The organism is Mycobacterium colombiense (assembly GCF_001953985.1).
Classification (GTDB): domain Bacteria; phylum Actinomycetota; class Actinomycetes; order Mycobacteriales; family Mycobacteriaceae; genus Mycobacterium; species Mycobacterium colombiense_B.
Window position 1 is genome coordinate 20955 of record NZ_MBEI01000017.1, and the last position, 24783, is coordinate 45737.

Sequence of the window (24783 nt, forward strand, 5' to 3'; positions counted from 1 at the left end):
GAATGTCCAAGAAAGCGTTCCCCATCAACCGCGTCAAGATCGAGCCGCCGAAACCGGTCCGGGTGGCGCCCAGCGCACCGATCGCGCTGCCGGAGCGCGAGCCGCGCAACATCTGGGTGATGATCGGTGTGCCGGCGCTGATCGTCGCGCTCATCGGCACCATCGTCATGCTCTACGTCTCCGGCGTGCGCAGCCTGACCACCGGCTTCTTCCCCCTCATGGGCATCGGCGCCTTCAGCATGCTGGCCTTCTCCGGCCGCTTCGGCCGAGCTCGCAAGATCACTTGGGGCGAAATGGAAAAGGGCCGTCGCCGCTACCTGCGCGATCTCGACGGCAACCGAGACGAGATCCAGACCGCGGTGTGCGCGCAACGGGAATGGCAGAACTCCGTGCACGCCGACCCCCGCGGTCTCGGGGCCATCATCGGCGGCCCGCGGATGTGGGAACGCGGGCGCGGCGACGCGGACTTCCTGGAGGTGCGGCTCGGCACCGGCGTGCAGCACGCGCCGGACTCGGTGTTGTCGGTGACCTGGCCCGACATCGCCTCCGACGAGGAACTCGAACCGGTCACCGGGCAGGCGCTTCGCGATTTCATCTTGGAGCAGCGCAAGATTCGCGACATCGCCAAGGTGGTCAACCTGCGCTCGGCGCCCGGATTCAGCTTCGTCGGCGAGGACCTGGACCGGCTCCGGTCGCTGATGCGCTCGGTGCTGTGCTCGCTGGCGGTCTTTCACAACCCGCGCGACGTCAAGCTGTTGGTGGTGACCCGCAACCCCGAGGTGTGGTCGTGGATCGTGTGGCTGCCGCACAACCTGCACGACGAACTCTTCGACGCCTGCGGGTTTCGGCGCCTGGTCTTCGCCACGCCCGAGGAACTCGAAGAGACCCTCGGCGCCGAGCTGCACATGAAGGGCAAGCGTGGGGCCTGGACCCCGCTGGCCGCGGCCAGCCCCACCGCGATGGGATCGACCCTGGAAACCGGTGCGGACACGGTCGACCTGGGCCCGCATCTGGTGATCGTCGACGACAACACCGGCAGCCCCGACGCGTGGGAGAGCGTCGTCGGCCAGGTCGGCAAGGCGGGAATCACCCTGCTGCGCATTGCTTCCCGGATCGGCGCCGGCGTGGGCTTCGCCGACGACCAGGTGTTCGACCTCAGCGAACGCCACAGCTCGCCCAACGGCTCGGTCAACGGCGAGGTCGTCCTGCACCGCAACGGCTCCGACGCCGACGGCGAAGACGACCGCCCGGCACCACTGCTGCGGGTCCGCAACAAGTTCTTCGCCCACGCCGACCAGCTTTCCGTGCACCGCGCCTACCGCTACGCGCGGGCGATGGCCCGCTGGTCACCGACTAGCCGCAGCGAGATCGCCGACTCGGTCAGCGGCGCAACCGAATTGTTGCGGGCGCTGGGCATCAACGACCCTAGGGACCTTGACGTCGACCGGCTGTGGGCCGAACGTCGCGGCCGCGGTGACGAGCGCTGGTGCGAGGTCCCGGTCGGCGCCAAACCCAACGGCGAGCTGCAGAACATCACCATCCGCGCCAAGGACTTCGGCGGCTTCGGGTTCCACTCCGTCGTCATCGGCACCAGTGGCTCGGGTAAGTCGGAGTTCTTCCTGTCGTTGGTCTACGGCATCGCGCTGACGCACTCCCCGGAGACGTTCAACGTCATCTTCGTCGACATGAAGTTCGAGTCGGCGGCGCAGGACATCCTGGGCATCCCGCATGTGGTGGCCGCGCTGTCGAACCTCGGCAAGGACGAACGGCACCTGGCCGAGCGGATGCGCAGGGTCATCGACGGTGAGATCAAGCAGCGCTACGAGCTGTTCACCTCGGTGGGCGCGCGTGACGCCAACGACTACGAGGAGATCCGGCTCGCCGGGCGCGATCTGCCGCCGGTCCCGGTCCTACTCGTCATCGTCGACGAGTACCTGGAGCTGTTCGCCAACCACGAGAAGTGGATCAACCTCATCATCCACATCGGCCAGGAAGGCCGCGGTGCGAACGTCTTCTTCATGCTGGGCGGGCAGCGGCTGGACCTGTCCTCGCTGCAAAAGGTCAAGTCCAACATCGCCTTCCGCATCGCGCTGCGCGCCGAGTCCGGTGACGACAGCCGCGAGGTGATCGGCTCTGACGCCGCCTACCACCTGCCGTCCAAGGAAAACGGTTTCGGTCTGCTCAAGGTGGGGCCGCGTGACCTGGAACCGTTCCGCTGCTTCTACCTCTCCGCCCCGTTCGTGGTGCCGAAGACCAAGGAGGTCGCCACCACCGTCGACATGACGCTGACCAAGCCGCGGTTGTACAACTGGCAGTTCCAGCCACTGGACGCCTCCGACGCCACGGCACTCGAGGCCGCCGCGGCTGTCGACGCCGAGCCCGACGAATTCCTCTACTACGACGACGGTTTCAAGCGGAAGAAGATCGTCGACGTGTTGCGGGAGTCGCTGCACGATGTGCCGCACCGCTCACCGCGCCGGCCGTGGCTGGAGCCGCTCGAGGAGCCCGAGTCCATCGACGCCCTCGTCGCCGGATACCGCGGCAAGCCCTGGCACGTCGACTATGGGCGCAACCCGGGCCTGATGTTCCCGGTCGGCGTCATGGACATCCCGGAGGAGTCCAAGCAGATCGTGCATGCGGTGGACGCGTTGCGCAGCAACGTGATCGTGGTGGGCGCCAAGCAGCGCGGCAAGACCACCACACTGATGACGCTGATGTGTTCGGCCGCAACGATGTACAGTCCGTCGCGCGTGACGTTCTTCTGCATCGGCGGGGCGACCCTCGCCCAGGCCGCCTCGCTGCCCCACGTCACCGACATCGTGTCGCCGAAGGACGCCGAAGGCATCGAGCGAATCCTGAGCAGCATGGACGCCTTGATCGACGCCCGCGAGGATTCGTTCCGTCGCCTCAAGATCGACCTCGACGGCTTCCGCGAACGCCGGTTCGCGCCGGGCAGCGACGGCCTGGGCGGCACCGACGCTAACGACCCGTTCGGCGACGTCTTCGTGGTGGTCGACGACTACGACGACCTGTACTCGAAAGACACCGTGCTCGGCGACCGGATCATCTCGTTGAGCAGCCGTGGCCCCGAATACGGGGTGCACGTGATGTGCAGCGCCGGCGGCTGGATTCACGGGCAGCGGCAGAGCCTGCTGCAAAACGCCACGGCGCGAATCCAATTGCGGTTGGCCGATCCCAGCGAAAGTCAGATGGGCCATTCGTCGCTCGAATCGCGCGACGCGGCCCGGCGAACACTGAACCGGCCCGGCTTCGGTCTGACCGACAGCCTGCACGAGCTGCGCGTGGGTGTGCCGGCGCTGACCGATCCCACCACCGGTGCGATTGTCAGCATCGTCGACGTCGGTGCCCGCATCGCGGAGGTCGCCGGCGTGACCAAGCACGCCACCCTGCAGCGACTGCCGCAGCGGGTGGCGCTGAAGGCGATCCTGGACTACGAGGCCGCGCACCCCAGCGGCGACGACCTCTCGATCAGCTTCGCGATCGGCGAGCGGCACGAACTGGGTCCCGTCCCCATCAAGCTGCGCGAGAGTCCCGGATTGATGATCTTGGGGCGGCAGGGCTGCGGAAAAACCATGTCGCTGGTCGCCATTGGCGAGGCGATCATGAACCGGTTCAGCCCGGAAGAGGCGCAGCTGACGCTGATCGACCCCAAGACCGCACCGCACGGTCTGCGGGATCTGCACGGGCCCGGTTATGTAAGCGCCTACGCCTACGACCAGGACGAGATCGACGAGGTGATCACCGCACTGGCGCAACAGGTCCTGCTGCCGCGGCTACCCCCGAAAGGCCTGAGCCAGGAGGAGTTACGCGAACTCAAGCCGTGGGAGGGCCCGCGGCACTTCGTGCTCATCGATGACATCCAGGACCTGCGTCCGGACCAGAGCTACCCGCCCAAGCCGCCGGTGGGCGCGGCGCTGTGGAAGCTGATGGAGCGCGCGCGGCAGATCGGGTTGCACGTCTTCACCACGCGCAACAGTGCGAACTGGGCGACGCTGCAGATGGATCCGTGGATGCGGTTCCAGAACTCGGCGAAAGTGGCCCAGCTGTACATGGATAACGATCCACAGAACCGGATCAACCGAAACGTCCGGGCCCAGACGTTGCCGCCGGGGCGTGGCTTGCTGGTCAGCGTCGACGGTGACGTCGAAGGTGTGCTGGTCGGGCTGCCGTCGTCGGTCACACCGCCGCAGCAGTAACCAGTTGCGGCTCGGGCGCTTTCACCGTCGGCGTGACGACGCGGCGGGGGAGTGGGCTCGGCCACCAGAACCACCGGCCCAACAGCGCCACGATGGACGGCACGATGAAGGCCCGTACCACCAGGGTGTCCAGCAATAACCCGACCGCGATCGTCGTGCCGATCTGGGCGATGCTGAGCACACTGCTACTCAGCAGCGCCAGCATGGTCAGCCCGAAGATGACGCCGGCGACGGTGACCACCCCGCCGGTTGCACCGAATGCCCGGATGATGCCGGTCTTCAGACCCGCCGCCGCTTCCTGTTTGATGCGCAACGCCAGCAGCAGGTTGTAGTCCGCGCCGACCGCGATCAGCGCGATGAAGGCGATCGGCGCCACAGCCCAGTGCAGGTCGTGATGAAGCAGGTGCTGCCAAATCAGCACGCTGGCACCGATGGCCGACGCGTAGGACGTGACGACGGTTCCGACGACGACCAATCCCGCGACCGGGCTGCGCAACATGGCGGTGACGATCAGGAAGATGAGGACCAGCGCGGCGCCTACCAATAGCTCGGTGTCGCTCGCGACAAAGCGCTGCAGATCGGCGGTCACCGGGCCGACCCCGGCGAGGTCGACCTCGGTCGGGGTCAGGGTGCCCTCCTTGGTGGCCTCCTTGATCGCGGCGCGCACCTGGTCCGCCCGCTTGGCGCCGTCGGCGCCCCACTCCGAGCCATCGCCATACACCAACAGGTAAGCGGCGCGGCCATTCTCGGAGATCAGGTGGCTAAGCGCCGTGGTGTACCGCGGGTCGGTCAACGCCCGCTGCGGCATATAGAAGTCCGCCGCGGCGCTGCCCTGAAACTGGGTGGCGATCTCGTTCATGTAATCGGTCAACTGACGCATTTGGGGTCCGAGCGTGTCGGACAAGCTCAGCAGGTCATGTGTGGCCGAACGCGCCTGCCCCAAGGCGTCTTTCATCGACGTGACGCTCTGCGGCAGGGTGGCCATCGCGGTGGCGGCCGTGCTCGAGCCGCTGGTGAGCTTCGCGGCGCCCGAGCCCAGGCGCGTGGAGGTCTGCACCAGGCTGTCGACGGGCTGGAGCACGCGGTCCACCGTCGAGCAGATCGGATTGGTGGCGCAGTCGGGGGTCCGTCCGACGAAGTCGCGCAACGGGTCGAGGTAGCCCGACACGGTCGTGACGTTGCGCTCCAGCCCGTCCATCCCGGCCCGCATGTCCTCCGCGGCGCCGGACATATCGGCCAATCCGGCGCTGCCACCGCGCAATCCGTTACCCAACCCGTCGACGGCAAGCTGGGTTTGTGCCAGCGCGCTGTCCAGCTCGGAAACCCGCTTGAGGCGCTGGGTCAGCGAATCCATGGTGTCGCCGAACTGACGGCCGAGCACACCGGCCTGGTAGCTCAACGTCGCCTGTTCGGGCACCTTGCCGTCGGGCCGGCTGGCGGACTGCACCGCCCGCACCCCCGGCACCGCCATGATGTGGCGGGTGATGCGCTCGATGGCGATCAGGCCGGCCGGGTTACGCAGGTCGTGGTCGGCCTGGACGGCGACGACATCGGGCAGCAGCGCGTTGGCCGCGAAATGCCGGTCGGAGCTGGCATAGCCGCGATTGGAGTCGGTGGACGACGGCGTGGCGGCGGGTTCGTTGAAGCCGACCCGCATGCTGACCAGCGGCAGCGCGACCAGCAGGATCAACGCCAGCGCGGTGACCAGGATTGGTCCCGGCCAGCGCGCGACGGCCGTTCCGACGCGCCGCCAGCGACGCGCGGTGGTAGACGGCCGCGGCTCCAGATATCCGCGGCGTATCGCCAGGGTCATGAGCGCGGGTGTCAGGGTCAGTGCGGCCACCATCGTCGCGAGAATGCCGATGGCGCACGGCAACCCGGCGCTGCGGAACGAGCCGACCTTCGCGAACACCAAACACGCCAGCGCCACCGATACGGTCAGCGCAGATCCGATGACCACGGGCGCGATGGAGCGGTAGGCCTGCGTCAACGCCTGGCCCGGCTCGACGCCGCGGCGCCGGCCTTCGTGGTAGCGGCCGACCAGGAAGATCGCGTAGTCGGTGCCGGCCCCGAGCGTCATAGCCGCCATCAGCGCCACTGAAAACAGCGATACCTCAACCACGTTGGCTTGGCCCAGGGCGGCGACGACAGCGCGGGCCAGGGCCAGGGCGAGCCCGACCGAAATCAGGGGGATCGCCGCCGCAACCGGCGATCGGTAGACCACCAGCAACAGCAGCAGGATGAGACCGATGGTGGCGGCGGTGATTCCGAGCATCTGGCGGTCGATCGCCGAGAATTCGTCGACGATGGTGGCGCCGGGGCCCGTGACATGGACCTGCAGGCCTGCCGGTGGTGAGAGCTTGTGGAGGGTCCCGCGCACGGTATTCACCGAGTCGCGCGCCTGTGCGGTGCCGAGCATGCCGGCCAGCCGCACCATCACGCTGACCGCCTTACCGTCCGAACTCTGCGCACCGGCGGCCGTGGCCGGCTGCGACCACAGGTCGGTCACCGCGTACACATGACGCTGATCCGAGCCGAGCGCTGTCGTCAGCGCATCGTAGAAGCGGCGATCCTGCGGTGTCAGCCGCTGATCGCGTTCCAGCACAACGTAAACGAAGTTGTTGCTGGGGGTCTGGTTGAACAGCTGGGCAGCCCGCGCCGCGGCCACCGCGCTGGGCGCGCCGGGAGGCATGAAGGACCTGGCATGGGAGTCAACCACCCGCTCCAGCTGCGGGACAGCCACATTCGCGACGCCCGCCGCCAGCACCCAGAGGCCGACGACGAGGACCGCGTACCGGCTGGTCAGTCGCGCAAGGCTGCCCATGCGGTCATGCAACGGTCTGCCGTTCGCTGGTGGGCCCGCCGAACAAGCCGACCGCCACATGCTCACCGCGCGTAAGCGAGCGCACGCGCAGCGAGCGACGGGTGCCGATCTTCACCAGCGCGTGCAGCCCGGGATGGGCGGCCTCGAGATCGGCACGCACCTGTTCGGCCGGCGCGCCCTCGTAGGCGGCCTGATCCAGCTTGGCCACCAGCATCGTGATCCAGCGCTGGCCGAGCGAGAGCATCAGGCCCTCCTCGTCGCCGAACAGCTCGGACACCTCGGATGAGTTGTCGATCAACGCAAGCGCCGCCTCGGGGTCCGTCTCGGCGGCTCGTATCACCTCGGCCATGAAGGCCATGCGGTCGTGCAGCAGTGTCCATGTCATGCCTCGACGTTAGGAAAACTGCCCTCCGCCGCGCGTCGTGCCGAAGTGCAGTCTTTGGCTCCTACTAAGGGCGGAGACGGGTGCCGACCGCGGGAGGATGTGACGAAACGGCGAGCTCTTCTAGGATTGGACGATGTCGCGCGCCGCAGTGGATCACCTGCGGGAACAGCTTCGCCGACGCAGCGAGCTGCTTCCCGTCGGCATCACGTGGACCTCGCTGATCGCCGTCGATGTCAGCCTCGTGCTCGGCGGCGTGATCGGGACGCTGCAGCGGCCCGCAGCCGACCTGCCCGTGGCGCTGACCGCGTTCGCCCTGGCCCTATCAACCGAGCTGGCGTTCTTCGTCTTCAACATGAAAATCACGCCCTGGCCGTTGTGGGCGACCTGGTCGGCGGCCACCGCGCTGACTCTATTCGGCACATCGACGCCGATACAGGCCGATTTCGCGCCGGCGTTGTTGGTGCTGATGGTCTTGTCGGTCGCGACGTTGGCCTCGGTTCTGGGCGGCTTGCTGGCCGCGGCGTCGGCAGCGGCGCTGCTGCTCACGGCGTCGGCGCTGCACCGCCTAGACGCGATCGCGTTGTATCTGGGTTTCATCGCGGTGGGTTGGCTGCTCGGCTACGTGATGCGCACCCAGCGGCTGCTGCTGGCCGAACAGATTGAGGCGCAGGAGATGCTGGCCGAGCACGCCGCCGCCGACGAACGCCGCCGCATCGCCCGCGAAGTGCACGACGTCATCGCGCATTCGCTCAGCATCACCCTGTTGCATGTGACCGGCGCTCGCCGGGCGCTGCAGCAGGACCGCGACGTCGATGACGCGGTCGAGGCGCTGCAACAGGCCGAGAAGCTCGGCCGCCAGGCGATGGCCGACATCCGACGCACCGTCGGGCTGCTCGACAACTGGCCCACCAAGACCGCGCAGACCACGCCCGAACCCGGCATCGACGACATCGCAGCCCTCGTCGAGGGTTTCCAGCGGGCCGGTCTGGCCGTCGGCCTATGCCTCGAGGGCCCCACCGATCACGTGTCGGCCGCGGTCGGCCTCGCGCTGTACCGCATTACCCAGGAGTCACTGGCCAACATCGCCAAGCATGCGCCGGAGTCGAAAGCCGGTGTGGTGTTAGATATTTCGCCGTTATCCGCGCGGCTCGCCATCACCAATCTGCTTCCCGCGGCGGTGATGGCCGCGCAGTCGGCCGAAGGGCGTGGCTTGCGCGGCATGCGCCAGCGCGTCGAGCTGCTCGGCGGGGCCATCGAGGTCGGCCCCACCCGAGACGGCTGGTCGGTGTGCGCCGAAATCCCACTGCACGAAGGCGATACGGCCTGGCGCCCATGGTGGTGCAAGGCATGATCGACGCGACGCCCGAGATCAGCGTGCTGCTCGTCGACGATCAGGACCTGGTGCGGTCTGGCCTGCGCCGGATCCTGCGCCGCAAGGACGGTTTCGCCGTCGTCGCCGAATGCGCCGACGGTGACGAGGTGCCCGTGGCGGTGGCCGAGCACCGGCCCGACGTCGTCGTGATGGATCTGCGGATGCGCCGCATCGACGGCATCGAGGCGACGCGCAGGCTGGGCGGCCGGCCGCCGGTGCTCGCGCTGACCACCTTCAACGAGGACGAGCTGCTGTCGGGGGCGCCGCGGGCCGGCGCGGCGGGGTTCGTGCTCAAGGACTCGTCGGCCGAGGAGCTGATCCGCGCGGTGCGGGCGGTCGCCAGGGGCGACAGCTATCTCGATCCCGCGGTGACCTCGCGGGTGCTCACCACGTACCGCAAGGCCGCGCCCGGGCCGCGCGGCGCCGCGATCGGCGAGCTGACCACCCGCGAGCTCGACGTGCTGACGCTGATCGGCCAGGGCCTGTCGAATACGGAGATCGCCGACCAACTGTGCATCTCGGGCGTCACGGTCAAGAGCCACATCGGGCGGATCTTCGGGAAGCTCGATCTGCGCGACCGGGCAGCCGCGATCGTCTACGCGTACGACAACGGCATCGTCGCGCCGCGCTGAGGACCTAGAGGGGCGCCGACTGCTCCGTCAGGTTCAGCAGCAGCAGGTAGGCCATGCACACCAGGAAGTTCAGCACCACCATGACCAGGCCCGCGAACATCAGGGAGCGGGTGCCGCGCTGTCTGAGCCGCTTGTAGCGCGCGGCACGCAATTCGCGGTCGAGCCGGATCGCGATCAACGCGAAGTTCACGTTCATCAGTTCGTGGGCGGCCAGCGGCGCGCCCTCCAGCATTTGCCGCAACCGCTCCGGTGCCGTTCGAACACCCACCCGTTCGAAACTGTGGCACAGACGTAACGCCCGCCGTCGGCGGAGCGTCTCATATGGCAGCCGAAGCCGCCGCGCAAGTTGCCCTCGATCGTCCCCCCAGGGGTAAGACGGGGTCATCACAAGCGGGATTGTAAATCGATAGGCGCCACTTTCGCGCTGCGAACACGAATTATGTTGCGAGATATCACTTCGACGCACCACCGCTCATTTGCTGGGACGTGGGCAACTCGAGGTAGCGTTCCAGGTTGCGATGCATGTTGATCACGCGTCGTTCCTCGCTGGACAGCACCATGTGGGTGAAACCGGGTTGATGCATACCGCGCTGCAAGCTGGGCAGCACCGCGATGTCTTGGGTGAGCACCACGCCGGGCTCGGCCGCATCGGCCGCCATGCGGACGTCCGTCGGCTTGGTGCGCGGCGCACCCGGCGGCATTCGCGTCATCAAGAACATGATCAGCTCGCCCTTGTCGGGGGAGGGGTCGGGGGCGGGCCGCGAGCACATGACGGTCAGGTGGTCGGCGTTGGTCAAAAGCGTCATGTTGGGAAACACGTTGTACTGGTGCAATCGGGTCATCCGATCCGTATCAGCCCAATTGAGATCGACACCGCGGCTCGCGGCGAAGGCACGGGTCCGGTCGGCGATCAGGTCGGCAACCGTCTGGCCCGGCCGGCGTTCGTCGGCGGGGAAGGGCGTGCCCTCGGCCGCGCCCATCAGCGCCCCCTGCGTGTAGACGTAGGCGTTCCACACCTCTTCGTCGCTCAGCGCGCCGTCGAAGCGTGGGCTTTGCACGCCATAGGGCTGATCCGACTTCCCGGTATGGCCCCAAATCTGTTGCGGCGCATGGATATCATCGACGCAGCGCAGCAGTTCGGGATGCAGGGTCTGGATGTGGTAGGTCTCGCTGTATCCGTCGGCGATCGTCTTCCAGTTGGCATCGACCTCGACGGTGAGCGTGGCGTAGCAGCGGAAATCCTCCAGGTGACACCAGGCGATGTCGTCGGGCACCGCCTCCAGGTATTCGGTCAACGACACCGCGCCCGGATCGAGATTGACGAAGACGAGCCCGGCCCAGGTGTCGACGCGAGCCGGTATCAGCGGAAAGTCGGACATCCGCAACGAGCCGAAGCCCTTGCGGTTGGGCACCCGTTTGAGCGCCCCGGCAAGGTCCCAGGTCCACCCGTGATAGCCGCACTTGAGTTCGCGCAGGCCCGAGCCGGATCCGGTGCACAGCGAATTGCCGCGATGCCGGCAGACGTTCTGGAACGCGCGGAGCGCCCCGTCGTCGTCCCGGACGATCAGCACTCCGTAAGGGCCGCAGCGGTATTCAAAGTAGTCGCCGGGTGCGGCGACGTGGTCGACCATGCAGGCCAGTTGCCACACCCGCGGCCACATCCGCTGCGTTTCGAGCGCGGCGAAGGCGGGGGAGTAGTAGCGCTCGGCGGGCACCAGCGTGGGGTTATCCGGCGGGGTGCCGATGGCATCCTCGTCGCGGGTCCGCGCCGGGTTGCCGGCCGCCGTCGCCATCGAGGGAGTTCTCAGCGCGCTCCGCGGACCAGCCGTCCGGGGCGGGCGCCGGTGTCGACGTCCTTGCGGCGGGTCACCGTTCCGCTGACGATGGTCGCGGCATAACCGCTGGCCCCCTGCAGGATTCGGTTCCCACCGGCGGGCAGGTCAAACGCCATTGCCGCCGGGTGCAGGGTCAGGGCGTCCATGTCGATGACGTTGATGTCGGCCTTCTTGCCGGGCTCGATGGTGCCGCGGTCGGTGAGCCCGAACAGGTGAGCGGTGTCGCGGGATTGCTTGCGGATCACGTACTCCAGCGACAGCTTCTCGCCCCGGCGTCGGTCCCGCGCCCAGTGGGTGAGCAGGAACGTCGGGTAGGACGCGTCGCAGATCATCCCGCAGTGGGCGCCGCCGTCGGAGAGCCCGAGCACGCCGGCCGGGTGCAGCATCATCTCGCGAATCGCGTCGTGGTTGCCGTCGGCGTAGTTGAACAAGGGCAGCATCAGCATGTTGGTCGCGTTGGACTCCAGCATCAGGTCGTACAGCGTGGACAGCGGGTCCTCGCCGCGGGCCTTCGCGATGGCCGCCACCGTGCGGTCGGGGGTCGGCTCGTAGTCGGGGGGATTGCCGAGCGCAAAGAGCCTGCCCAGCGAGTGCTGCACCAGGGCGAACATCCCGTCGAACAACAAGGTGGGGTCGACGGGTAGGTCGTCCTCGGACAGGATTGCGGCCTTCACCGCGGGGTCGGCCAGCCGCTGCGCGAGCTCGTCACGGGCGCACTCCGCCTTGAGCCGGCGGTAGGTGGGCCGGTGGCTGAATCCGTGATGCCCTTGGAAGCCGATCATCATGCCGAATGGCCGCGCCGCGATCTGCGGATGGAGGCGGGCGCCCGCCGCATGCGCGTCCGCCGACAGGTCGAGCATCTCGCGCCACAGTTTCGGATCGGCGTCCACCTGGATCAGCGCGAAGGACACCGGCCGGTCGATCTCGGCGCTGAGTCGCCGCATCCAGTCCAATTCCTTTTTGGGACCGATGATGTCCTCGCCGGCGGCGCCCTGCGGCGCCAGCTCGAACACCGCTTGACCGCCGGCCGCCATGGCGCGGCCGAGACCGAACAGCTCTTCCTCGGCCGCGAAGGTGCCGGGGACCGGTTCGCCGTCCATCGCGCGGTGGCCCATCGTGCGCGACGTGGAGAAGCCGAGTGCCCCGGCCTCGATCGCCTCACGAACCAGCCGGCCCATCGCCTCGATGTCCTCGGGGGTGGCCGGTTCGTTGCGGGCGCCGCGCTCGCCCATCGCGTAGGCGCGAACGGCGCCGTGCGCGACCTGGCTGCCCACGTCGACGGAGAACTTCTGCTTGCCAACCGCATCGAGGTACTCGGGGTAGGTCTCCCAGCCCCAGGTGATGCCTTCGGTCAGCGCGGTGCCGGGGATGTCCTCGACGCCCTCCATCAGCTCGATCAGCCACTGCTCGCTGCCGGGCCGCACGGGGGCGAAGCCGACGCCGCAGTTGCCGGTCACGATCGTGGTCACGCCGTGGCCGCTGGACGGTTCCAGCAGGCTGTCCCAGCTGACCTGGCCGTCGTAGTGGGTGTGGATGTCCACGAAGCCGGGAGCCACCACATGCCCTGTGGCGTCGATGGTTTCGGCCGCCTCCCCGCTCATCGCGGGTCCGTCGGCGGTGCGGCGCACGACGTCGACGATCTTGCCGTCCTTGATGCCGATGTCGGCCGGGTAGCGTTCCGCGCCCGTGCCGTCGACGACGGTTCCACCGATGATCTTGAGGTCGAACATGAGGCTCCTCTTCGCCGCCGTGGGCTGTGTCTGGAGGGCTGAGCCGGAAGGCGCGCAGCATTTCGCTACGCAAGGTAGCGTAACTCTTGGTGCGACGAAGGCAATAGCCTCAGCCGAATTGGGCCGGCCTACAGGGAGCTCTTCAGGGCGGCGACGGTTTCCAGATCGTCGAGCGCGGCGGCGCCACGGCGCAGGCCTTCCATCGCGATGTCTTCGACCTGCATCCCGCCCATGCCGGTGGTGATCAGCGGGGCAACGTAGGCGTACAGCGCGCCCTGGCGAAATCGCAGCCACAGGTCGTCGCGGTCCAGGTCGGGGCCGCCGGACGCGATCAGCGCCCGCCGGTAGTCGTCAAGGAGTTCGCGCTGGTTGGCCTGCCGGTCTTCGGGCGTCAGGCTGGTGATCAGCGTGTAGGCCAGTTCGCGGGAGGGGTGTCCCCGGCGCACCGCCTGCCAGTCCAGCAGCCCGGCCTTGCCGCCATGGAAGTACATGTTGCCCGGGTGGGCGTCGCCGTGCATGACGGTGTGCGGGGGAGTGTCGATGAGTGCGGCGACGGCGCGGTAGTTGTCGGCGATGAACCTGCCAGCGTCGACCGGGATCGTCGTGCGCTCGGCGAGCCGCTTGATCGAGGTGTGCATCAACGAACCGGTCAACAGGGACGTGACGTCGCCGGACGGCGTGTACAGCCAGCCCATCGGGCCGCGTCCGTCGCGCGGCAGCCGGCCCCAGAAGGTGGCGTGCAGCTCGGCCAGCAGCTCGATGATCAGGCTGGCCTGGTCGGCCGACAGCGGGTGCAGCGTGTCCGGGAACTCGCACGACTCGGCCGGCAGGTCCTCCAAAACCAGCAGGTAGCGGCCGGTCGAGCCGTCGAACGCCGCGCCGTAGCAATAGGGGACGCCGATGACCTGCGGCGCGAGCTCACGATAGAACCGCACCTCGGTTTGTCCGAGGCGCCCGAGTTCGCCCATCAGCCGGGTGGCGGCGGTCTGTGCCGCGACCTTGACGAACACCGATTCGGGGACGTTCTTGCCGGTCAGGACCAGGCGGCCGCGCGAGGACGTGCCCGCGTCCCTGCTCAGGACGCGGATGGATCGAACGGTGGTGCCCATGACCCGGGATAGGACCGCCGGGTCGATGTCTTCGACCGTCCGGGGAAGGCCGAACCGGCCGCCCACCACCGCGTCGGTGGCCACCCGGCCCGCGCCGCGGCCCAGGTGAGCGGCCAGGCCGAGGATAGAAAACGCTTGTCCCACAGGAGTTTTCATGCCCATCCATCCCGATTTGCCAGCCGGCCGCGGCGCTGTGCTTTAACACCGGTGGCGCCGGGCAAAACCAATTGAACGTCTGGACATCAGACAATATACGATTATTGTCTGATCTGTGGCACCAGGGCCCGCACCACGAACTGCTCGACGAATTCTCGTTTGTCCGCGGCGGGGCGATATCGCCACGACGGAGCCAGTAAAAACAGCGTCGTGGTGTGCAACCACTGCACGATCGACCGGAAATCGACGTCGGGGTAGAGCAACCCCGCCGCCTTCCATTGGGTCAGCAGCGGACCGTAATGCCGCATCAGCAGCTCCACGATGGGTTCCGAACCCTTCTCGAGCGCCGAGGCCACCGCGGTGCTCTCGGCGGCGAACAACGCTTCGTTCAGCGCGTTGCCGTCCACCGACTCCACCCGGGCCAGCACCATCTCGGGCAGTGATCGAACCGGGTCGTCCGGAGCGGGCAACGAGCGCACCAACTCGGACAGCGCGCTGTCCACGCGCGTCAGCATCAGGCCCAGCAGGACATCGTCGCGAGCCGGGAAGTACCGGTACACCGTCGACCGTGACACCCCCGCCTCGTCGGCCACTTCGCCCATCCGGAACTGGGTGTTGCCGCGCCGGACGATGCAGCGGCCCGCGGCGTCCAGGATTCGGCTGCGGGCCTCCTCGTCGTCGAGGATCGCGCGGTCGTCGCCCCACCGCCGGCTCGGTTCCATGGCGGCGATGTTACGGGATACGTTGTGCTGCTTTGTTATCTGACGCAAGCAGAATTCGGCGAGGTCCGCCTCGCGGTTGAATCCAATTGCAGCACAACAACTTTACTATTTAGAAAGGGCGATCGATGGGGTACTCCGCCGCGGACGAATCCTTCACCCACCAGCTTCCGACGACGTTCGACCAGGTGCACAATTCCGACCCGACGTGGTCGGATCGGTGCTACTTCTTCGCCGCCTCGCCGGACGGCACCATGCTGCTGGCCAGTGGCTACGGCAATAACCCGAATACCGCCAGCGGGCTGGGCTACGTCAAGGTCAGCCTCGCCGACGGCCGGCACTGGGACCTGTTGTCCGGGCGCCCGGTCAGCGGCGACGATCGCGGCGACCTGAGCGCCGGGCCGATGCGCTGGACCTGCGTCGAGCCGCTGAAGAAGTGGCGATTGGACATCGAGCCCAACAACTCCGGAATCGAGTGGGAGCTCTATTACGAACCCACGGCCCCGATGTGGGAGCTGTTGCCGATGAAGGTGCACGGCAAGGATGGCGAATTGCTCGCGGACATGTACCACATGAAGGAGCCGGGGCGGTGGAGCGGATGGGTGCAGATCGACGGCGAGCGCATCAGCGTCGACGGCTTCCATGGCGGTCGCGACCGCACCTTCGGGGTGCGGATCTCCGACCAGATCGACTTCTGGCTGTGGCTCGACGCCGGTTTCGACGACCACGCCATCGAGGCCTGGGTCATCGAATCATCGGACGGCACGGTCAATTACGTCGACGGCGGCATCACCTACGCCGACGGGACCCTGTCGAAACGCTTCGTCCAGATCGAGCACGAGGTCGAATTCGACGGCGACTGCAAGCGGCCCACCCGCGCGGCGCTCGTCTTCACCGACGAGGACGGCAACGCTCATCGCGTGTTCGCCGATACGCCCCATCCGGAGGTCAACGCCTACTACGGCCTGCCGATGGCGCACTGCCAATACGAGGACCTGGGTGGCGGCGCGTACTTCATCCATTTCGCCTGGGACAGTCGCGATCCCGGGCAACTCGCCGAGACCGAGGGCAAATCGATGGCCCTAGACCAGCTGATGCGGTTCGAGCGTGACGGCGAGACCGGTTGGGGCATCTTCGAATTGCTGCTCGGCGGGCAGGGCTATCGCCGCTACCCCAACTGGACGGCGATGGATATGTCCGCGTTCACCCAGGACAAGACCCCGGTCGATCGGCTGCCCGCGGACGGCGAGGGGGTTGGCCAATGACGCTGGGCGCCGAGCTGGAACAGAGGTTGAGCGGCTGGCTGCGTACCCAAGTGCCGGGCGCCGACGACGTCCGCCTCGAGGGCATCGATCGGGTGAGCTTCGGGCACTCGGCCGAGATGATGACGCTGGGCGTGGTCACCCGGCGCGGCGGTCGTGACGATCGCCAAGACGTCGTGTTGAGGCTGCGCCCCCGACCACCCGCATTGCTGGAGCCTTACGATCTGGTGCGCCAGTTCACGATCCTGCGCGCCCTGGCCGATACGCCGGTTCGAGTCCCACCGGTTTTATGGCTCGAGCCGACCGGCGACGTCCTCGGCAGGCCGTTCTTCGTGATGGAACGGGTCGGCGGCGACGTCTACGAGATGGAACCGCCGGCCGACGCCACCGAGCAGACGGTGGTGCGGATGTGTCAGAGCCTGGTCGAACAGCTGGCCGCCATCCACGCCGTCGACCTCGGCCGCACCGGGCTGGACACCCTCGACGATGGCGCCGGCCACCTCGACCGCGAACTCGGGCACTGGGCCGAGGAGATGAACCGGGTCAAGCGCGGCCCCCTGCCGGCCCTGGAGCGGCTGCACCGGGAACTAATGGCCGGCAAGCCGGCGCCGTGTCCGAAGGTCACGCTGGTGCACGGCGACGCGAAACCGGGCAACTTCGCGTTCACCGGCGGCGAGGTCAGCGCGGTCTTCGATTGGGAGATGACGACGGTCGGCGACCCGCTCACCGACATCGGGTGGCTGGAAATGCTGTGGATGCAGCCGGTCGGGATCAACAGCCACCCCGCGGCCCTGTCCGTCGACGCCCTGCTCGCGCATTACGAGTCGGTCAGCGGCATCACGGTCACGAACCGGCCCTGGTACCGGGCGTTCAACGCCTTCAAGATGGCCGTCATCTGCCTCATCGGCGCGATGCTGGTCGAGGACGGACATAGCGACGATCAGAAACTCGTGCTGGCCGCCTATGGCACCTCTCTGCTGACCGGCGCCGGGCTCACCGAACTCGGGGTCGGCGAATCCCTCGAGGACGGTCCGGTGCTGCCGCGCGAGGAACGCGTCCAGCAGTTGCTGGCGCAGTCGGGCTGATCAGGCGCTGTAGCCGGGGGCCGTCAGGCCGCTCCAGGTCAACGTGACTCGGGTGCCCTGCGCCGTGCGGTCGATGGCGACGTCGTCGGCCAGCGCCTCCATCAGGGGGATGCCGCGGCCGCGCATCTGCTGCTGGTACTGGACCGGCTTCTTCTGACGCCACCGGCCGCGGTCGTCGACGATCACCGCCAGGGTGTCCGAGTCGTCGTCGTAGGCCGCGCGCACGTCGACCGTCCCGCGCTCCGCGGCGTCGACATAGGCGAATTCCGCGGCATTGGCGATCGCCTCGTTCACCGCCAGCAGCAGGTCGTTGAAGCGGTCGTCGTCAAGCGAGAAATACCGTCCGAGCCACACCCCGAACTCGGCGCGGGTCCGCGCAGCGCTGCGCGCGTCGGCGGCCACTCGCGTCCGCACAAAGCGGGACGGATCATCGATGTTCGACACGTTCTGCGGCTGATCAGAGCGTCCCATCGTCCCCAGTTGCGTCCTCACCCTGTCGAGGCTCACTCACCAGCGAGACCGCTCAGCGCACCGTCGAGGGTGCTGTAGAGCGAGAGCACGCTGTCGATTCCCATCAGTTTGATCGGCCGGCTGGTGGCCGAGCCGTTGGCAACCACGGCGAACTGCGTCGGCGGCTCAACCTCCGACTGCGCGGTCACCAGGACGGTCATCCCGGCCGAGGCCAGGAAACCGACCTTGGACAGATCAACGATCAGCGCCGCGGGCTTGGTGGCCAGCGCGGTCTGAATGGCATCAGCCAGCAGCGGCGAGCTGAGCATGTCGACTTCGCCGGAGACGGTCAGCACGACCGCCTGATCTACCTGGTGTTTGCCCACTTCAAAAGAGGTTGGATCGACGATGTCGCTGGATTTTTCGCCCATGGTCTTTCACTCACATTCGGTCCCGGGTGGGACACCGCTAGCTTCGAAAATAGCAACTGTCATACCGGAGGCTGTTGATTCAACCCCTCGGGAACACGCTTGCCTACGGAGGAGACGCACCCCGTCGACCTGCACTGAATGCAGATGCAGCCACAAGTGTTTAGCCAATGGTAGGACACGCGGCGTAGCACGCTCAAAACGCTGAACGATTTCGGGCGCCGCGACGTAGTCCGGATGTGCGTGACGGCCGGCGCAGAAGTTGCACGGGGCATCGGCCCGTGCGTGAATTGCTTCCACCGGTTTCGTTCTCTGCCCGCAGGGTGTGGCCTGCACAAACGGGAAGGACGGTGGGCCGTGGAACCCGGTGATCGCGGCGTCGGACAACACGATGACGAGCGGCCTGACGACAACGCGGAGCCCGCGCCACCGCCCTCGCAATTCGGGACGCTGATTCGGCGGCGCGCGCTACTGGGCATGGGGGCGGTAGCCGGAGTCGCGGCGGTCGACGTGGGCGGCTTCGCCTATGCCGGCGGCTGGCTGCGCCCCGGCGCGCTGACCCCGCCCCGGTTCACGGATCGCTTCGAGCACGTCTATGGCCGCCATGACGGCTTCCGGCGAAACCACGCCAAGGGGCTGAGCGCCACCGGAACGTTCGTCAGCAGCGGGGCGGCCGCGGCGATCTGCCGGGCCGCGGTCTTCCGGCGCGGCAGCGTTCCGCTGATCGGCCGGTTCTCGCTGTCGGGTGGGCTGCCCGACCAGCCCGACAAGCTGGACACCGTGCGCGGGCTGGGTCTGCTCTTCGACGGGCCCGACGGCCGGCAGTGGCGCACCGCGATGATCAACATCCCGGTCTTTCCGGACAGCACGCCCCAGGGGTTCTACGACCGGCTGCTCGCATCCAAGCCGCTGCCGGGCACCGGCAAGCCCGACCCGCAGCAGATGGCGGCGTTCCTGCAGCGGCACCCCGAGACCGCCGCGGCCATGCGCATCATCAAGCAGGCACCGCCGAGCGCGGGGTTCGCCGACAGCGCGTTCCACGGGCTGAACGCCTTCCGGTTCACCAACGGTGCCGGTGCGACGGTGCCGGTGCGCTGGTCCGCGATCCCGCAGCAAGGGCCCGACCTCGCGACCCCACAATCCGCGCCGGCCAAGGACTACCTGTTCGACGCCGTGATCCGGGCGCTGGCGCACACGCCACTCAGCTGGCGGCTGGTGCTCACCGTCGGCGAGCCGGGCGATCCGACCCACGACGCCACCAAACCCTGGCCGGCGGGGCGGCGGACGATCGACGCGGGCATCATCACCATCTCCGCGGTCCAGACGGAGGAGGCCGGCAACGCGCGCGACATCAACTTCGATCCCCTGGTGCTGCCCGACGGCATCGCGGCCTCCGACGACCCGCTGCTCGCGGCCCGGTCCGCGGTGTACGCCCGTTCATTCACCCGTCGCGCCGAGGAGCCCAAAACGGCCAGCGCGGTCGACGTCGAAGCGGTCCTGCAATGACGCCGGGCCCTGTCGCGGCGCGGTTCACCCTGCCGTCGCGCGTTCTGCACTGGCTGATGGCGCCGATGGTCATTGGGCAGCTGCTCATCGGCGTGACCATGGTCGCCGCGCTCAGCTACTACCCGCTGCTGCTGGCCATCCATCGGCCCCTGGGCGTGCTGATCCTCGCCTTCGCCGTGGTCCGGCTGGCGAACCGGCTCACGCACCGGCCGCCGGCGTTCCTGGCCACCATGAGCAAAACCGAACGCCGCATCGCGACGGGGTCGGAGTACCTGCTCTATGGCCTGCTGCTGGTGCAGCCCCTGACGGGGTGGGCCATGCTGTCGGCGGCGCGGTTCCCGATCACCCTGCTCGGTCCGGTCGCGCTGCCCGGGATCGCGCCGCGCAACATCGACATCTTCGCGGTGCTCCGGGAGTGCCACAACGCCTTCGCGCTGCTGCTCTTCCTCGCGTTTACCGCCCATATGACGGCGGTACTCTTTCACACGCTCGTCTTGCGTGACCGGCTGTTGGACCGCATGGCGCTGTGGCGCACCAAGGCCGGCGCCGGGCAGCCAGACCGGGGCTGAGACCGAAATCGCAGTCTGACGACCTGCCTGCTCGGGCTCGAAGTGGCCGAATATGATCGGCACGATTCAGACTTCAGCGCGCGGGCACGGGCCGGGCGTGCGGTGCCCGTGAGGGCCACGAGGAAACTGGGAGAGTTCAATGTCGAACCAGCAGCAAGCGGAACGGATGAGGTCGGGCAAGGGGTTCATCGCGGCCCTTGATCAGAGCGGCGGTTCGACGCCCAAGGCGCTGCGCCTCTACGGCATCGAGGACAACGCGTACTCCTCCGAGAAGGAGATGTTCGACCTCATTCACCAGATGCGCTCGCGGATCATCACGTCCCCGGCGTTCACCGGCGACCGCGTGCTGGCGGCGATCCTGTTCGAGCAGACCATGGACCGTGAAATCGCGGGTAAGCCGTCAACCACCTATCTCTGGGAGACCAAGGGCGTGGTGCCGATCCTCAAGATCGACAAGGGTCTGGCCGACGCGTCCGACGACGTCCAGCTGATGAAGCCCATCCCCGGCCTCGACGAGCTGCTGGACCGGGCCGCCGGCCTGGGTGTCTTCGGCACCAAGGAGCGGTCGGTGATCGGCGGCGCCAACCCCAAGGGCATCGCGGCCGTGGTCGCCCAGCAGTTCGAGCTGGGCCACCAGGTGCTCTCGCACGGGCTGGTGCCGATCATCGAGCCCGAGGTCACCATCTCGATTTCGGACAAGGCCGAGGCCGAGGGCATCCTGCGTGACGAGATCACCAAGCAGCTCGACGCCGTGCCCGAGGGCCAGCGCGTCATGCTCAAGCTGAGCCTGCCCACCGAGGTCAACTTCTACCGTCCCCTGATCGAGCACCCGAAGGTGATGCGGGTGGTCGCCCTTTCCGGCGGCTACTCCCGCGAGGAGGCCAACGACTTGCTGGCGAAGAACACCGGGTTGATCGCCAGCTTCAGCCGGGCGCTGACCGAGGGCCTGACGGCCGACCAGTCCGACGAGCAGTTCAACGCCACCCTGGACAAGGCGATCCAGTCGATCTACGACGCCTCCGTCGCCGGCTGAGCTAGTAGCGGTGCTGGGCCATGCGCGGCGGCCCGGCCTCGCCGCCGCCTTCGTCGGACACCAGCGCGGGGACCATCTCGCTGGTCACCAGACCCTCGTCCCGGGTCAATTCGTCGATGATGGCGAAGGATTCGGCGATGTTGGCCGGGGTGTCGATCACGATGGTGACCACGGGCACCCGGCGGGTCAGCGAGAACAAGCCGTCACCGTGGGGCGGGTGGTCGCCGTGAAAACCCCAGACGCCGCGCAGCACGGTCGCGCCGTCGGCGGTCTTGGCCTGGCGCAGCCGCTGGGCTATCGCGCGGTGGATCGGCATACCGCCGTCGTGGGCCGACTCGGAGGTGTAGATCGTCAGCTTCTGGAACAGCGGCAAGCCACGCTCGTCGACGCCGGGCAGGGCGTGCGGTCGCTCCAGGAACTGGCCATCGCGCTTGCACACCCGAACCCGCTCGAGGGTGAACAGGGGCCTGCGCAGCAGCTCCCCGAGCTCCGGGAGCACACGACCGATCCGCTCACCGGATCCGACCACGACGATCATCATCGGGACGTCGGCGTTGCGCCGAAAGAAGCTGGCGCGCTGGCGTTCTCCATACGCGACGCCGTCCACCCCGAGCAGCACCGTGGCGCCGGCAAGGCCACGCCGGTGCATCAAATCGCAGAGGGCGATGTAGGCGGGTGAGCCGTTGACCCGTTGCTTGCGGCCGACGTAGATCGTCAGCTTGACCGCGTCGCGCAGGTCCTCGGGCAGCTGCGCTGTGCCGATGTGCTCGTGGAGCAGCCGGGCGCGCTCCAGAGTGACCAGACCGCGCTGCTTGACGGACAGCACCGGGTCGAGCAGGGCCTCGATCTTCGCTCGCGTGTCGACCGCGATGATCGCCACCGGCGGGTCCTCCGACAGCGTCAGGGACTCGTCGGTGCGCAGGTAGTGACCGGTGCCGAACCCGCCGATGCCGCGCAGCAGGACGCCGCACGCGATGCGGTGCTGTGCGTACAGGCCGAGCAGCACATCGGAGACAAAGCTGTCCCCGGTCCGCCTACGCTCGGCCAAATAAGTGGTGAGCTTCAGGCAATCGTCCATCGCCGCTCCCGTCGCCTGCCGGCGAGCCTACCCGCTCGCAGACATCAAGCGTCGCAGCGGCGTTCGACGCGACCGACGTCAGCGCAACTGTTCGGTCGGTACCCCGTAACGGTCCTGGTAGGCGCTCACCCGCTCGCGTACCTCGACGGCGTCCAGCCCGGTATCCGACCAGGTGTACCGGCCGCGCCCGCCATCCGAGGGGTGCGAGGCCAGGAAGTCGCGCATCTTCTGCTCGGCATCGGGCCGCAGCTCGCGGTCCAGCCGTTCGTAGATGTCTTTGATCGTGGTCCACGGATCCTTGATGAAATCGGCGAATTGCACGTCGATCACGCGGCCCGCGGGCACCGCGCCGCTGTCCCGCAGGGTCATCTCGCGCTCCAGGCCGACGACGATCTCCTCGTAGGACTGGGCCGCGCACTCGGTGATGCTGGATTCGTCGCTGCACATCCGGCGTAGGTGGTGGGTCAGCGCGGCGATCGACGAGATGACGTTGAGCGGATCGCGGTGGGTCTGCACGATCAGCGCGTCGGGGTATTCGGCCAGCAGCGCATCCAGCTGCCACAGGTGCGCGGGCGATTTCAGCAGCCACTGGCCGGGCACGCCAGACTGCAAGTGCTGCAGAAAGATTCGGTGGAAGCGGTAGGCGCCCGCGTGGTCGGCCTCATACATCAGCCATCGGTAGTAGCCCGGCAGCCGATACTGCACCGAGAAGATCATGCTGACGAACTGGGCCGCGGTGATGCGCACGCACTCCTGGCCGACCAGCGCGCCCATCGGATGAAAGGCAAGGAAGCCGGGCATGATCTGCTCGGAAAGGTCGATGCTGGCTTGGGTTTGGGCGATCCGGGGGTCGGTGTGGTAGGTCTCGGGTTGCGGTACCGGACAGGGCTCGTCGACCTCCCAGGTCAGTGGTGCGCGTAGTTCGGGATCCTGGGCGAGCAGGTCGTAGAGGATCGTGGTGCCGGTGCGCGGCTGGCCGACGATGAAAATGGGCGCCTTGATCTCTTCGGCGGCGATCTCGGGATGTTGTTTGCGCCAAGCGATTACACCGAGCCTGTTCTTCAAAGCCCGCATCAGATCGAGGTGAGCGATCTCGATGCCGACATCGGACAGCCGCGCGTCATTGATCAGCCCGTCGGTGACCCGGTGCAGCCCGGGCCGCCAGCCCTCGTCGCCGAAGTCGGCGCTGCCGACTTCCTCACACGCGGCGGCGATCAGCCGTTCGGGGGCGAATCGGTCCTGCAATGTCATTTCCGCTCCTGGGCTTGGCGCACCGAGACGGTGACCTCGGGCGGGCTCGGATTGTCCAGCCAGCGCAGCACGATGAAGCCGCGATGCCGGCCGCCGGTGTCGAGCCAATGGCCAAACCCGAAGTCCTCCGCGGAGATTGCGATCCGTACCCGCCCGTCGGCATCGGGCTGGACGCCGCGATTCGTCACCGAGCTGTGCCGGCGACGCGGCTCCAGGCATTCATGCCAGATGCTTTCCAGCGTGACGTTCCAGTACCGGGTGTCGGGCGGAACGATGTCGAGAACGAGGGCCTGGCCTGGGTCGAGCCGAAAGGTCCCCATCATGTACAGGTTGTCGGGCGTGGTGTCGGCCTCACCCAGGTCGGCGGCCTGGGCGGTCAACAAGGTGTTCGGACTCTGCAGGAGTTCGGGCTTGATGGTGCGGTGCAGCGTCGCCAGTTTCATCAAAGACCATGCCATCGCGGTGAACTGGTCGGCGAGCGCGTCGTCGGTCAGCGTTGTCAGGGGGCCGGGGTCCAGCGACTCGATCTGCAACGTGGCCAATTCCTCGCGGGCCCGATCACCGATGTATTCCCGGACGACCACTGACGACGCGTCCGGCGGGAGCTTCACCCACTGCGCGCCGGCCAGATCGGAGGGCTCGTCCGCCGAGAGCACGAGCGTGAATTCGCCCGAGCCCAGCACCAGATCGCTGTCGCTGACGTAGGCCGCCATGCGCCGCGGCGTGAGTCCGGTGCCGGCCAGGATCTGCAATCCCAGGTACGCGCTGGTGCCGCGGGTCCCCGTGATCCGGTAGCGGCGGTCGCCGCGAATCATCGCCAGGTAGTAGTTGCCGTCTGGGTTGGGCCCACCGACCATCCTGTTCTCCGAACACATATCGAAGAAAGTCGGACGGTCGGGATCGGCCTCGACCGTCATCTGCGCACACAGTGACGACACCCTTGCGACCAGGCGCAACCCTTCGGTCAGTTCCCGCTCCGACTCGGCGTCTTCGGTGATGATCTTGGTGACGTCGCCGAGCATCTGCTGGAAGAGCTGCCACCAGGCGCGTGCCTGCGGGGCGGCCTGATCGGACGATTCGCGGGTTTGAGACATCGTCTCATGCTAAGACTATGTCTTACGGTTTTGTGTCGATTCGCAAGA

Annotated in this window: 20 protein-coding genes; 8 read left to right on the forward strand and 12 right to left on the reverse strand. The window is 67.6% G+C overall.

What is annotated here, in order from left to right; all coding sequences use genetic code 11:
* The first annotated feature begins 2 nt into the window (after positions 1-2).
* Complete coding sequence (gene eccCa, locus A5732_RS02955) at positions 3-4217, forward strand: type VII secretion protein EccCa (protein ID WP_076052809.1); 4215 nt, start codon at positions 3-5, stop codon at positions 4215-4217.
* Here eccCa and A5732_RS02960 read toward each other — a convergent pair.
* Positions 4198-7053, reverse strand: a complete 2856-nt coding sequence (locus A5732_RS02960) for an RND family transporter (protein WP_076100541.1) — start codon at positions 7051-7053, stop codon at positions 4198-4200. The two genes, eccCa and A5732_RS02960, sit on opposite strands and share 20 nt — an antisense overlap.
* Positions 7046-7426, reverse strand: coding sequence for a hypothetical protein (locus A5732_RS02965; RefSeq protein WP_076100544.1), 381 nt, complete (start codon positions 7424-7426; stop codon positions 7046-7048). The genes A5732_RS02960 and A5732_RS02965 overlap by 8 nt, the downstream gene beginning before the upstream one ends.
* A 133-nt stretch (positions 7427-7559) precedes the next feature.
* On the opposite strand from A5732_RS02965, the gene A5732_RS02970 reads away from it, so the two are divergent.
* Positions 7560-8777: a sensor histidine kinase gene (locus A5732_RS02970; protein WP_076100546.1), complete on the forward strand. Its 1218-nt coding sequence runs from the start codon at positions 7560-7562 to the stop codon at positions 8775-8777.
* Complete coding sequence (locus tag A5732_RS02975) at positions 8774-9430, forward strand: response regulator transcription factor (RefSeq protein ID WP_076100770.1); 657 nt, start codon at positions 8774-8776, stop codon at positions 9428-9430. The genes A5732_RS02970 and A5732_RS02975 overlap by 4 nt, the downstream gene beginning before the upstream one ends.
* Before the next feature lie 4 nt (positions 9431-9434).
* Here the strand turns inward: A5732_RS02975 and A5732_RS02980 are convergent, their stop codons facing one another.
* From A5732_RS02980 to A5732_RS03000, 5 genes are all read right to left on the reverse strand, one after another.
* Positions 9435-9698, reverse strand: coding sequence for a hypothetical protein (locus A5732_RS02980; RefSeq protein ID WP_065056171.1), 264 nt, complete (start codon positions 9696-9698; stop codon positions 9435-9437).
* 184 nt (positions 9699-9882) lie between these two features.
* Entirely contained in the window at positions 9883-11223 is a 1341-nt protein-coding gene (locus A5732_RS02985; protein ID WP_076052813.1) for an aromatic ring-hydroxylating oxygenase subunit alpha, read from the reverse strand.
* A gap of 11 nt (positions 11224-11234) precedes the next feature.
* Positions 11235-12995 (reverse strand): N-acyl-D-amino-acid deacylase family protein, encoded by a 1761-nt coding sequence (locus A5732_RS02990; protein WP_076100549.1) that lies wholly within the window; start codon positions 12993-12995, stop codon positions 11235-11237.
* Between the two features lie 128 nt (positions 12996-13123).
* Positions 13124-14260: a phosphotransferase gene (locus A5732_RS02995; protein ID WP_171974949.1), complete on the reverse strand. Its 1137-nt coding sequence runs from the start codon at positions 14258-14260 to the stop codon at positions 13124-13126.
* A gap of 101 nt (positions 14261-14361) precedes the next feature.
* On the reverse strand, positions 14362-14982 hold the full coding sequence (locus tag A5732_RS03000; RefSeq protein WP_065051536.1) for a TetR/AcrR family transcriptional regulator: 621 nt from the start codon (positions 14980-14982) through the stop codon (positions 14362-14364).
* 125 nt (positions 14983-15107) lie between these two features.
* Between A5732_RS03000 and A5732_RS03005 the strand changes: the two genes are divergently transcribed.
* Positions 15108-16244 carry a DUF7064 domain-containing protein gene (locus A5732_RS03005; RefSeq protein ID WP_076100554.1) on the forward strand — a complete coding sequence of 379 codons (1137 nt, stop codon included), beginning with the start codon at positions 15108-15110 and terminating at the stop codon, positions 16242-16244.
* Positions 16241-17326 carry a phosphotransferase family protein gene (locus tag A5732_RS03010; RefSeq protein ID WP_076100557.1) on the forward strand — a complete coding sequence of 362 codons (1086 nt, stop codon included), beginning with the start codon at positions 16241-16243 and terminating at the stop codon, positions 17324-17326. Before A5732_RS03005 ends, A5732_RS03010 begins: the two co-directional genes overlap by 4 nt.
* On the opposite strand, the gene A5732_RS03015 is transcribed toward A5732_RS03010, so the two are convergent.
* Both A5732_RS03015 and A5732_RS03020 read right to left on the reverse strand, forming a co-directional pair.
* Positions 17327-17770 carry an ATP-binding protein gene (locus A5732_RS03015; RefSeq protein ID WP_081286134.1) on the reverse strand — a complete coding sequence of 148 codons (444 nt, stop codon included), beginning with the start codon at positions 17768-17770 and terminating at the stop codon, positions 17327-17329.
* Between the two features lie 59 nt (positions 17771-17829).
* Positions 17830-18207: an STAS domain-containing protein gene (locus A5732_RS03020; protein WP_076052818.1), complete on the reverse strand. Its 378-nt coding sequence runs from the start codon at positions 18205-18207 to the stop codon at positions 17830-17832.
* Positions 18208-18561: 354 nt separating this feature from the next.
* Between A5732_RS03020 and A5732_RS03025 the strand changes: the two genes are divergently transcribed.
* The 3 genes from A5732_RS03025 (at position 18562) to A5732_RS03035 (ending at position 21312) form a co-directional block, all read left to right on the forward strand.
* Positions 18562-19710 carry a catalase family peroxidase gene (locus A5732_RS03025; protein WP_290439394.1) on the forward strand — a complete coding sequence of 383 codons (1149 nt, stop codon included), beginning with the start codon at positions 18562-18564 and terminating at the stop codon, positions 19708-19710.
* Complete coding sequence (locus tag A5732_RS03030; RefSeq protein WP_076052819.1) at positions 19707-20279, forward strand: cytochrome b; 573 nt, start codon at positions 19707-19709, stop codon at positions 20277-20279. The genes A5732_RS03025 and A5732_RS03030 overlap by 4 nt, the downstream gene beginning before the upstream one ends.
* Positions 20280-20418: 139 nt before the next feature.
* Positions 20419-21312, forward strand: coding sequence for a fructose bisphosphate aldolase (locus tag A5732_RS03035; RefSeq protein ID WP_076100560.1), 894 nt, complete (start codon positions 20419-20421; stop codon positions 21310-21312).
* A 1-nt stretch (position 21313) separates the two neighbouring features.
* Here the strand turns inward: A5732_RS03035 and A5732_RS03040 are convergent, their stop codons facing one another.
* The 3 genes from A5732_RS03040 to A5732_RS03050 all read right to left on the reverse strand — a co-directional run bounded on the left by A5732_RS03040 (position 21314) and on the right by A5732_RS03050 (position 24735).
* Positions 21314-22390, reverse strand: a complete 1077-nt coding sequence (locus A5732_RS03040) for a DUF190 domain-containing protein (protein WP_076100562.1) — start codon at positions 22388-22390, stop codon at positions 21314-21316.
* 78 nt (positions 22391-22468) lie between these two features.
* Entirely contained in the window at positions 22469-23641 is a 1173-nt protein-coding gene (locus A5732_RS03045; protein WP_076100565.1) for a sulfotransferase family protein, read from the reverse strand.
* Entirely contained in the window at positions 23638-24735 is a 1098-nt protein-coding gene (locus A5732_RS03050; RefSeq protein WP_076100567.1) for a DUF1214 domain-containing protein, read from the reverse strand. Before A5732_RS03050 ends, A5732_RS03045 begins: the two co-directional genes overlap by 4 nt.
* Positions 24736-24783 lie beyond the last annotated feature (48 nt).